Origin of the sequence: Parachlamydia acanthamoebae, assembly GCF_000875975.1 — a bacterium.
Classification (GTDB): domain Bacteria; phylum Chlamydiota; class Chlamydiia; order Chlamydiales; family Parachlamydiaceae; genus Parachlamydia; species Parachlamydia acanthamoebae.
This window is the reverse complement of sequence record NZ_BAWW01000010.1, coordinates 1-9935: the sequence shown is the minus strand read 5'-3', so window position 1 is coordinate 9935 and position 9935 is coordinate 1. Positions and strand designations below refer to the sequence as shown.

Here is a 9935-nt window from a genome sequence, read left to right as displayed (position 1 = left end):
GGGAAGAAGTCTTTAACGTGAAATACACAGCTTAATTTTTAAAAAATTGGATGCGCTATTAGATGCTCAAAACACAACATTTGACAATATCTCTTGCATTCAGACCAATAATGATAGCGATTATTTTAGGAAAATCACTCCCATAGAGGTTTATGATGGTTATTTTACAATTTTAAGAACACAGTGTTTGAAAACAAAGATTCTTAATAAATCGATGAAGACGAAAAAGATTTTTGAAGAAGTTAATTCTCGCACTAAGGATTTAGAAGAATCATGGTTCTTTTCATTAGGTTTTTACGAGGAAGGATTTCAATTTAATCAAATGCCAAGTAAAGATGACGTTTTAAATGGTAAAGGCAAAGTATATTTTACAAATCAGATCATTAGTGAAGGTCAATTTATCAATGCAAAACTTAAGAGACATGGACAACAAATCCTTCCCGATGGCTCAGTCTTAAAAGGAGAGTTTAATCATGACAAGTTAATTGGGCAGGAAAATGTCACCCGAACTTTTGGAAATGGCAAATTGATTTGGCAAATTCCATGAGTATTCGAGGACAAATCGCTTATCCATCGATTGTATCTCCGATACGCATTCCAAGCATTCTTATTTTCAACTTCCTGAAGGTGATATTTTAATCCATGCCGGAGATTGTACATCGACTGGCCAATTTCCAGAAGCTTTGGTCTTCCTCGATTGGTTCAACAAACAATCCTACCGTCATCGTATCTTGATCGCTGGAAATCATGATTTCATTTTTGAAAAGCAACCTGAACAAATGTTAGAAGAATGCCAAAAGCCATATTCATCTGTTGAATGATTCCGGTGTTGAAATTCATGGTATAAAAATCTGGGGATCGCCTATTACTCCTTGGTTTGAAAATTGGGCCTTTAACCGTCATCGCGGTGATGAAATTAAAGCGCATTGGGATCTCATTCCATCCGATACAGAAATTTTAATCACACATGGGCCCTGCTATGGCATTTTAGATGAGGTGAAGATTAGTAGGCAATGGACGCGCCACGTGGGTTGTGAGGAATTAGAAAAAAACATTCATGCCAGCCAAATTAAGCTGCACGTCTTTGGGCACATCCACGGAGCTCGCAATGTGAAGACTCACGCAGGTAAAATTTTTGTTAACGCGGCATCACTCAATGACAGTTATAAACCTTATCGTCCCGGCTTCACTCGTCTATTCAAACAAAATGAAAGATATGTTTTCTAAAACAGACGATCTATTTCTATTGGAAGCAATTCTTTTAAGGTTTAAAATAAGGCATATTCAGCCTTTCTAAAATTTTCAAGATTTTTATCAAAATGAAAAATTATCCTACATTTAAGTTAATTGGGATTTTGACTCCCTTTGTTTTCAGCTTCGCTTTTGGATTAGATATCTACATTCCCATCATTCCTCAGATGGTCCAAATTTTTGACACCACACCAGCTTTGATTCAATTAACTTTGAGTTTATTTTTATTCATCACAGGCTTTGGACAATTATTTGTGGGACCACTTACTGATCATTTTGGAAGGCGTAAAATTCTTTATGTATCCGTCATTTTTTTTACCTTAGGTTCTCTGACTTGTGCTTCATCTCATCATATTTATGGACTTATTTTTGGACGCATTGTAAGTGCTTTTGGTGCGTGTGGAATGCTTGTCACAGCATTTGCCATCATCCGCGATCTATTTTCTGGCAATGAAAATGCCAAAATGTACAGTTTTTTAAATGGAGGCATCGGTATTTCTCCGCTTTTTGCTCCTATTCTCGGAGGGTATTTATCTCTTTACTTTGGCTGGAAAAGCATTTTCATTTTTTTAGCTTTGATTGGAACATTTGCTTTCTTTATCAATCAAATCCTTATTCAAGAAACTCTTGAAGTTGATAAACGCACAAAAGTAAGCCGATCCATTTTTAAACGCTATGTGCAAATTTTTAGCCATAAGCAATTCCTCGTGCACGCAGTGATTGCTGGATTGGCTGAAAGCGTATTGTTCTGTTTTTTTTCCATCTCTCCTTTCATCATCATCAATTTACTTGAAGTCCCCACCGAAGAATTTGGATATTATTTTGCTGCATTTGGTTGCGTGATCGCTTTTGGGGGAATAGCGAGTGGAAAAATGAGTGAAAAAATAGGTGCCCATTTCACTGTTAGACTCGGCATTCATTTAATGTTTATAGGTGGATCTAGCATGCTTGTGTGGTATTACTTTGCTTCTTTAAGTCTAGCCGGATTTCTTATCCCCATGGTCATTGCCTGTACAGGGGCTATGTTTTTGCTGGGAAGCTCAGCATCCAAAGCGATGGAACCTTTTGGACATATTGCCGGGACAGCTTCCGCCGCTTTTGGTTCATTAGAATTTGGAATAGCTGCATTAGTGGGATCCATTTTAATGATTTTTCCCGTGAATTCCACAATCCCTTATGCCATCACAATCCTTTTAATTGCTTTTACGGCTTATAGTCTATTTCAAGTTAGCCCAAGACCTGCCAAATCTATTGAGACGGTTTAGGATGCGCAATAGCACGCGCCATTCCACGAAAAATGAGTTTGTGAATCGGAAGTAGCGTATACCAATAAAGCCTTCCTAGCACACCCTTAGGACGAAAAGAAGCCGTTTGAATCAAATGAGAGCCTTCTGAGGTTGGCTCGACAATAAACTCTAGCCAGGCTTCACCGGGAACTTTCATTTCTGCATAGAGCAAAAGATGTCCTTTTTCTTTATCGGCCAGCAAAACTCTCCAGAAATCTAAAGAAGATCCTGCGAAAATATCGTGTGGATAGGTACGCCCCCTATTCAAACCGGCTCCCCCAAGCAATTTATCGATAAATCCTCTTAACTCCCATGCCCAATCCATATAATACCATCCCCTTTTTCCACCGATGGACCAAAGTTGATCGATCACATCTTGAGGAGATGCCGTTGTTTCAACCGTACGTCGATCGACTAAACACCCGTGCGTCGGAACCTTCACTAATTTTGCTAGCTTAGATTCCAAAATACCTGAGACGAGACTATCTCTCCAACCAGGTAACAGAGGATTTTGTTCCACAACATCGAGAGCTTGTTCAAGACATTTTTGATACTTTAAACATGGCTGAGGAAAGATTTTTAGAATACGGCTCTCTTGACAGACTGTCTCATTTTTTACACTATCGACAAGAGCATAAGCTAAAGAAAAATTAACAGAAGTTACAAAGTAAAGCCAATAAGAAGAAAGCCTGGGCGTTAAAACAGGTAAAGCAAAGATATAGCGCTTAAGTTTCCGCTCCTTAGCATAAATCAGAAGCATTTCTTTATAAGTTAACCGATCAGGACCTCCGATATCGAAGACTTGGTTTAGGCATTCAGGATGCTTCACAACGGCAATTAAATAGCGTAAAACGTCCTGAACACCGATAGGTTGACAAAGGTTATTGATCCAGCGTGGAGCCACCATAACAGGTAATTTATCGACCAAATCCCGAATAATCTCAAAGGACGCGCTGCCGGATCCAATTATAATCCCAGCCCGTAAAATGGTATATGGAATCTGACTCTCCCGTATGTAACACTCCGTTTTATAACGTGACATCAGATGGGGAGAAAGATTTTTATCATTACATAGCCCACTTAAATAAATAATTTGCTTAACCCGAGCTTTCCGCACAAGGTTAACGAAGTTGTGGATCGATTTTTCTTCAAATTGTGCAAATTGAGTTTTCCCATAGCTCATCGCATGAACAAGATAATAAGCAACATCGATATCGCTTGGAAGTTCTTGTGAAGAATTTTCTTCAAGTAGATCCATGAGAATAACTGTGAGATTGGCATGCTCAACCAAAAGAAAAGGGCTTTGAAAGCGAGCGATCGCCACCACCTCATGTCCTTGTTCAAGAAGCAGCTCAAGCAGCCGAGAGCCAATATATCCGGTAGCACCTGTCAATAAAATTTTCATGATCATGCTTGGGTAAAAATTTCTAAAAGTTAGCTCATTCTAGACTTTATTCAAAAAAAACAGATATCCTTTGTAAAGACGTTTTAAAGCCAAATAAGGATCTGACATGTTGAAAAAAATATTATACACAACATCTTTTTATTTTCTTCTATTTTACTCAACTCTTTTCAGTAAAATTGTGGAGACACCCCATTTTAGCGAAATTGTGGCCTATGCCAAGCCTAATACGCTGCTCATTCTTGATATTGATGATACCCTTCTTATTCCTGTTCAAACCATTGGAACAGATGCTTGGTTCATGCATCGCCTCAAAATACATGAATGTCGAGAGAAAGTGTACGCCGCGGCGTTAGACAAGGCCTTGGCGGAGTGGGAAGCTATTCGACATCTCACGCATGTTAAAATTGTAGAAGAAGGCACCGATCAAATTATCGATGACTTACAAAAACAAAAAATCACGATCATGGGTTTAACAACTCAAGGTCTAGCCTTAACAACACGCACAGTAAACCAACTGCATTCTTTAAAAATCGATTTATCTCGCACAGCACCTTCCGCAGAAGATCATTATTTCATCAATGATCATGGGATTCTTTATCGAAATGGAATTTTGTTTACCTCGGGAACTAACAAAGGAAAAGCACTTTTAAAACTTTTGGATCTGATCAACTACCACCCCAACAGAATTGTCTTTATCAACGATAAGCTCAAGCACCTACAAGATGTCGAAGCGAGTGTTCTTTCAAGAAACATCGACTTTATTGGTTTAAGATATAGCTACAGTGATCAGCGAGTTGCCAATTTTTGTCCAGAAATTGCCAATATTCAATGGCGTTATTCCACATTCAATCACCTCATGTCTGATGAAGAAGCCGAGCGCTTATTACATACCGCCCCGCTTCCCGTACAGTAAGAGGAAGGAGATGAGCGTTTAAAAATGCTCATCTCAGTTAACTACCAGGGAAGGGCCTCACCTAAATGAATAAATTGTCCAGTGGGTCCATTTTCAGGCAAAAGAGCCAACTGAGCACTCGTTTTTCCCCCTTCAGATACCTCCATAGGAGCAGCCTCCCCTCCCATATCAGTTTTTACCCAACCAGGGTGGGCTGAATTCACCTTTATTTTAGTTCCTTTTAATTCATGAGCAAGGTGCACAGTAAAAGCGTTTAATGCCGTTTTGGATGCGTTATAAGCAAATGCTTTAAAATCGTATATCGGTGATGACGGGTCTGAGTGTAAAGTCAATGATCCCAAAATACTGGAGAGATTGACAATTCTGCCTGCAGGAGCCTTTATAAGTAACGGTAGTAGCGTTTGAGTTAAAGCGACTAGGTTAAAAAAGTTGGCATCAAATGTTTTGCGTAGGACTTCTTGCGAAATAGCACTTGTTTGATTAGCACCGTGAATATCCTTACTTTCTAACCAAATTCCCGCATTATTAACTAGTATGTCGAGTTTTCCAAAATGCGTTTCGATATATTTATAGATGGCCTGGTGGTCTGAAAATTGATTGATATCGAATGGAAATGCGATAGCCGTAATTCCTTTCGCCTTTAATTTTTCGGCAGCAGCTTCTCCTTTCACTTTATCTCTTGAACCCAAAATCACCGTGATTCCTTTTTCACCCAATTCGCGAGCGGTCTCAAAACCAAGGCCACGATTAGCACCGGTAATGAAGGCAACTTTTCCCTCTTCATTCATAAAATTCTCCTGGTTTTCAATGTCCAAATGCTATTTAAAATTATTCTCTGGAATGCGTTCTTCCGACCGGTCGGTTGCTGATGGAGGCTCTACAGTGAGAGCACTGAGCTCTTTTCGCAATCCTTCAGTCATTTTAATATCAATAGATCGAAGTGCGGGCTCGAGTTGCGCTACGCTGCGTGCTCCTAATATGGGAGCTGTCACAGCTGGGTGACTAGCAACCCAGCTAATCGCTAAGCTTACTGGATCGAGATTTTTTGCTTTGGCAAATGCAATAAAATCAATGACTTCTTTTTCTCCTGCCACTTTTCCATAACGCAATTCATAGACTTTATTAATTGCTAAACGCCCCTCATCCCTCTTTTTTAAATATTTTCCCGATAACACTCCACCAGCCAGCGGATTGTAAGGAAACACAGCCAAGTTTTCAGCAAGAGCCATCGGAAATAATTCCACTTCAGCCTGCCTCTTAAGAAGATTGTACATGGGCTGCATGCAAGCAAAACGGGCTAAATGCTCCCTCGCTGAAATCCCCAAACCTTTCATAATTTGCCAGGCTGCAAAATTGCTTACACCGAGATATAAAACTTTTCCTTGGCGCACAAGATCATTAAAAGCATAAAGCGTTTCCTCGAGATCCGTGAAATCGTCAAAACGGTGTAAATAATAGATATCTAAGTAGTCGGTCTTTAGTCTTCTAAGGCTTCCTTCTATGGAGTGAAAAATATGGCGCCTGGATAAACCATGTTGATTCATGTCTTTACCTGCTTGAAAATACACTTTGCTGGCTAAAACAATATTTTCTCGTTCTCCTTGAATTAGCTTTCCCAAAATTTGCTCCGAAATACCTTCACAATACACATCTGCGGTATCAAAAAAATTAATGCCAGCTTCGCGACATCGTTTATAAATCGCAGCAGAAGTGGCTTCATCAGCCTCTTTTCCAAATGTCATGGTCCCCATGCATAATGATGAAACCTGTACCCCAGTTTTTCCCAAAAATTTATATTCCATTTACCCATATTCCTATCGTGAAATTTGCAAAATTTTCATTTATAATGATTATTTTTTATTGGATTCAATAAATAAAGTCACCAATTCTGCGAAGTGTTGATAATTTTGTGAAAGAAAGGCATGTCCAGCATGTGGAAAATAAGCAGACCATGCAAAAGGAATCCGACAAGCAACTTTAGAGACATTTTTTGGAGAATCTAATTCATCTTTTACTCCTCCCGTTACCAAAGTTGGCACCTTGATATTGGAGAGATCTTCATAATAATGATCATCTTCATCCCACTGTTTTAATGCTTCAACTTGTCTCTCTATGGTTTGGGTACTTATTTGAATATCATTTGGCACACGACCACTAATAATAGCATCAGCCGTTCTCATGGCAAACCCAATAGCTGCAGATTCCCCTTCTTTCGTTGCAGGAAAAATAAGAGACAAAACCTGCTGCTCATCTAATTCTGCTGACGTTAAATCTGTGTAGGCATGTGACTTTCTGGCTTCTTGAAATTTGCCCCCTGGATTAGGAGAACACAAGATCATACAATCGACCATTTCCGGAAATTTAAGACCCATTTCAATTGCAATCCTTGACCCCATTGACCACCCCAAAATATGCACTTTCTGAAGACCCAAGTATTTAATTAGATTTACCGTATCTTCAGCCATTTGGGGAATCGTTGTTAAATTATTTGGAGTGTCAGATGACAACCCAACTCCACGATGATCAAAAAGAATAAGCTGATATTTATTTTCTAATATTTCAAGCAGTGCAGGGTCCCACATCGCCATCGTCCCTCTAAAACCCATCAGCATGACTAGAGGTTCTCCACTGCCTCGTGTGTAATAAGCTAATTCAACATCTCCCACTTTAGCTTTTTTGACTTCAACACGTTTCTCACGACTGCTGCATCCACATATAAAAAATATGCTCATAATCAATGTCGCCAGACAGATCCTGCTTTGAATTGTCTTCATATTCTACCTATAATTTATTTGATAGATATCCATATCCATAAAATAATTATTTTCCTAGTTTTAATAAAAATCATTTGATTGCTTTATTTAGAACGCCTCCTTGTTTGTATAAAAAAACTGAAGCACAAAATTTTACGAGACATCCCTCGATCATCTTCGAACAACTTACATAATAAATCATTCTAGTCCAATCTAGAAGACTTCCAAGCTGCTTTTGATATCTGTGAAGAAGCGGCTCAAAAATATTCAGTAAGATTAAAACACTATAAAGAATCTTCAAGAGGATTTTGCTTATTGAAGTTCTTGATAAGGGCCCAATTAAAAAAACCGTGGTGCAACAAGTAAAATTGTTTCAAAAAAATTCAAGTTAATTCAAAGATTTCGAATAAATGGTCCGAAAATAGGCTCCCGCCCCTTGTTAGAAACAATATACCGATTACCATTCAATAGTTTCACAAGTTAAGTTTAAGCATCCCTTTTGACTTCATCAATTCCGTTGATAATTTGCTCCACATTATATCCAAAAATTCTTGATCTCTCTAGACTCCTATTCTCTGCACGGCTTTTATAGCTTCTCCTTGATTTTTTCCTCTGCTTAAAGTAGCTTTAGCTAGTTTGGAACAGTTGAAAATAGAAATATTATTAACACTGAGCTTTTGCTTTCTATTCAATTAAAGCAAGTGGCCTCTAAAGAGGAAATAATCATGTTGGGATCCTTTAGCTTTGATGCCTGTGACTTAAATCTTATTTATCCTACGGAAACTAGTTACGAATATTCCCTCCCCAAAAATATTTTAGAAAGTTTTTTATCAGGAAAAGCTTTTGATCATTCAGAAGAGTACTCAAAAGAAGAATCGCGAAATTTGCGTGATGATATTAATGCTTTATATCAAAAAATTCTTTCTGAAAATCCTGAAAATGAAAGCCTCGCCATTATTACTGCAGGCTCACCAGGGGCTGGAAAAACGACTAAACTTAGACAGGATTTAGAAGAAAAGAGAACCCTAGGTAAAAATTATGCCTACATTTGCCCTGATGATGTATGCTTGCAAAGTCAAACAAAAACTTATCTTGCAGACATCGAAACCTGCGATAAATCTTTTTCCTCCCGTCAGAAAGTTTATAATAAATGGAGACCTGGGTCAAATGCAGCGGCTCACCTTATTCTTGCAAATCTTATTCGTGAAAAATATGCGTTTTATTTTGGAACAACCTGTTCTAGTCCTGCAACAGGAAAATTCTTTGAGTTCCTTAAAAAACAAGGATATAAAATAAAAATTATACACATTTCTGCTTCAGATGACGTCCGCTGGGGTTCCATTAATGAAAGAGAAAGAGAATTTGTGCAGACAACGGAAAACGACGTTAAAGAAAAGGGATTACTAGTTCCTCAAAGGATTCAAGATACTTTTCTAAAATATGCGGATGAAATTGATTTTTACTATCGAGATAGCGTGAAGGAAAATGCTCTCTTAGGAGCAAGATGGTTTAGAAATGAAAGTGAATCTGAAAAAGTGGGGACCTTGCACATTGACATTGTGAATTCTTCAGCATACGAAAAAATTAGAGTCATTCACAATGAAGCTATAAAAATTTTAGAAAAACCTGATTTAAGTTGGGAAAAATCTGTCGAAAATCTTTCTAAATTAATTACTTTTTAGAAAATGCTCAGAACTTTTCATCAGATTCTCCAAACTTTAAATTAAAGTTTCCTGGATTTAAGCAAAGATCTTCAGACCACGCTTTTATCTCTTTAGGCATTGTAATACGTGCAAGAGTCAAATGTGGTCGAAAACGATTACCACAGGCATTCAGAAGCTTTAAGCCAAAAGCTTGGACGACCTCTACCGCAATGGAGTGTACGCACATGATAGGTGAATTTTCTTCTCCTCGATCAACCGACAATTCAGCCCACACAGTTTCTTGATAAGGACCTGTCCCATTCACAAAAGCAACGCCCGAAAAGGGAGGTGAAAATGGTTGAAAATTCTCTTCTCGCAACCTCCTTTGCATATTTATCCAAACAGTATGTGCTATTTCTGCAGACTCACAGTCGAACTGAACAATAGAAATGTGAGGAGAGGAAGTTCCATCACTAGTTAGACGATAATCTTTATTGCAATCATCAAAAAGTCTCTGAGATTCGTTAACATATTTCAGCGAAAGGTCTGTTGGTGGAACAAGAACAAATATGTAGGGCATATCGTCTTTTGAGATATGATCAAAAGTTGTGTATGAGGTGAAAAAAAGAGAGCGCATCCTTAAAATGTTTTTTACGACAAAAACTAAATGGGAGTGCGCTCATG

At 38.3% G+C, this 9935-nt stretch carries 11 protein-coding genes; 6 read left to right on the top strand and 5 right to left on the bottom strand.

Features of this window, described 5'->3' with window-relative positions; all coding sequences use genetic code 11:
• Window positions 1–214 precede the first annotated feature (214 nt).
• The 4 genes from AOM43_RS05760 (at window position 215) to AOM43_RS05750 (ending at window position 2516) form a co-directional block, all read left to right on the top strand.
• On the top strand, window positions 215–547 hold the full coding sequence (locus AOM43_RS05760; RefSeq protein ID WP_059359410.1) for an MORN repeat-containing protein: 333 nt from the start codon (window positions 215–217) through the stop codon (window positions 545–547).
• A 25-nt stretch (window positions 548–572) separates the two neighbouring features.
• The gene (locus tag AOM43_RS13675; RefSeq protein WP_226987417.1) at window positions 573–821 is read left to right on the top strand and encodes a metallophosphoesterase; all 249 of its coding nucleotides are present in this window, start codon (window positions 573–575) and stop codon (window positions 819–821) included.
• Window positions 814–1227, top strand: a complete 414-nt coding sequence (locus AOM43_RS13670; RefSeq protein WP_226987416.1) for a metallophosphoesterase family protein — start codon at window positions 814–816, stop codon at window positions 1225–1227. Before AOM43_RS13675 ends, AOM43_RS13670 begins: the two co-directional genes overlap by 8 nt.
• Before the next feature lie 92 nt (window positions 1228–1319).
• Window positions 1320–2516, top strand: coding sequence for a multidrug effflux MFS transporter (locus AOM43_RS05750; protein ID WP_059359405.1), 1197 nt, complete (start codon window positions 1320–1322; stop codon window positions 2514–2516).
• Here AOM43_RS05750 and AOM43_RS05745 read toward each other — a convergent pair.
• Entirely contained in the window at window positions 2500–3942 is a 1443-nt protein-coding gene (locus AOM43_RS05745; RefSeq protein ID WP_059359404.1) for an SDR family oxidoreductase, read from the bottom strand. The two genes, AOM43_RS05750 and AOM43_RS05745, sit on opposite strands and share 17 nt — an antisense overlap.
• A gap of 106 nt (window positions 3943–4048) precedes the next feature.
• Here AOM43_RS05745 and AOM43_RS05740 point away from each other — a divergent pair, with 106 nt between their 5' ends.
• Window positions 4049–4855, top strand: a complete 807-nt coding sequence (locus tag AOM43_RS05740; protein WP_059359402.1) for a DUF2608 domain-containing protein — start codon at window positions 4049–4051, stop codon at window positions 4853–4855.
• Between the two features lie 41 nt (window positions 4856–4896).
• Here the strand turns inward: AOM43_RS05740 and AOM43_RS05735 are convergent, their stop codons facing one another.
• Genes AOM43_RS05735 through AOM43_RS05725 form a run of 3 tightly spaced genes read right to left on the bottom strand, consistent with a single transcriptional unit; the run spans window position 4897 to window position 7587 of the window.
• A complete protein-coding gene (locus AOM43_RS05735; RefSeq protein ID WP_059359400.1) occupies window positions 4897–5643 on the bottom strand; it encodes an SDR family oxidoreductase in 747 nt (248 codons plus the stop codon).
• A gap of 30 nt (window positions 5644–5673) precedes the next feature.
• Window positions 5674–6657 (bottom strand): aldo/keto reductase, encoded by a 984-nt coding sequence (locus AOM43_RS05730; RefSeq protein WP_013924693.1) that lies wholly within the window; start codon window positions 6655–6657, stop codon window positions 5674–5676.
• A gap of 48 nt (window positions 6658–6705) precedes the next feature.
• Window positions 6706–7587: an alpha/beta fold hydrolase gene (locus tag AOM43_RS05725; protein WP_161792756.1), complete on the bottom strand. Its 882-nt coding sequence runs from the start codon at window positions 7585–7587 to the stop codon at window positions 6706–6708.
• Between the two features lie 746 nt (window positions 7588–8333).
• Between AOM43_RS05725 and AOM43_RS05720 the strand changes: the two genes are divergently transcribed.
• Window positions 8334–9290 carry a zeta toxin family protein gene (locus AOM43_RS05720; protein ID WP_059359396.1) on the top strand — a complete coding sequence of 319 codons (957 nt, stop codon included), beginning with the start codon at window positions 8334–8336 and terminating at the stop codon, window positions 9288–9290.
• Window positions 9291–9297: 7 nt separating this feature from the next.
• On the opposite strand, the gene AOM43_RS05715 is transcribed toward AOM43_RS05720, so the two are convergent.
• Window positions 9298–9831, bottom strand: a complete 534-nt coding sequence (locus AOM43_RS05715) for a hypothetical protein (RefSeq protein ID WP_059359408.1) — start codon at window positions 9829–9831, stop codon at window positions 9298–9300.
• Between the last annotated feature and the right edge of the window lie 104 nt (window positions 9832–9935).

Bases quoted from the DNA above. Each gene is read 5' to 3' on its own strand.
- AOM43_RS05740 (WP_059359402.1), top strand. From the start codon at position 4,049: ATGTTGAAAAAAATATTATACACAACATCTTTTTATTTTCTTCTATTT.
- AOM43_RS05760 (WP_059359410.1), top strand. From the start codon at position 215: ATGAAGACGAAAAAGATTTTTGAAGAAGTTAATTCTCGCACTAAGGAT.
- AOM43_RS05720 (WP_059359396.1), top strand. From the start codon at position 8,334: ATGTTGGGATCCTTTAGCTTTGATGCCTGTGACTTAAATCTTATTTAT.
- AOM43_RS05725 (WP_161792756.1), bottom strand. From the start codon at position 7,587: ATGAGCATATTTTTTATATGTGGATGCAGCAGTCGTGAGAAACGTGTT.
- AOM43_RS05750 (WP_059359405.1), top strand. From the start codon at position 1,320: ATGAAAAATTATCCTACATTTAAGTTAATTGGGATTTTGACTCCCTTT.
- AOM43_RS05735 (WP_059359400.1), bottom strand. From the start codon at position 5,643: ATGAATGAAGAGGGAAAAGTTGCCTTCATTACCGGTGCTAATCGTGGC.
- AOM43_RS05715 (WP_059359408.1), bottom strand. From the start codon at position 9,831: ATGCCCTACATATTTGTTCTTGTTCCACCAACAGACCTTTCGCTGAAA.
- AOM43_RS05730 (WP_013924693.1), bottom strand. From the start codon at position 6,657: ATGGAATATAAATTTTTGGGAAAAACTGGGGTACAGGTTTCATCATTA.
- AOM43_RS05745 (WP_059359404.1), bottom strand. From the start codon at position 3,942: ATGAAAATTTTATTGACAGGTGCTACCGGATATATTGGCTCTCGGCTG.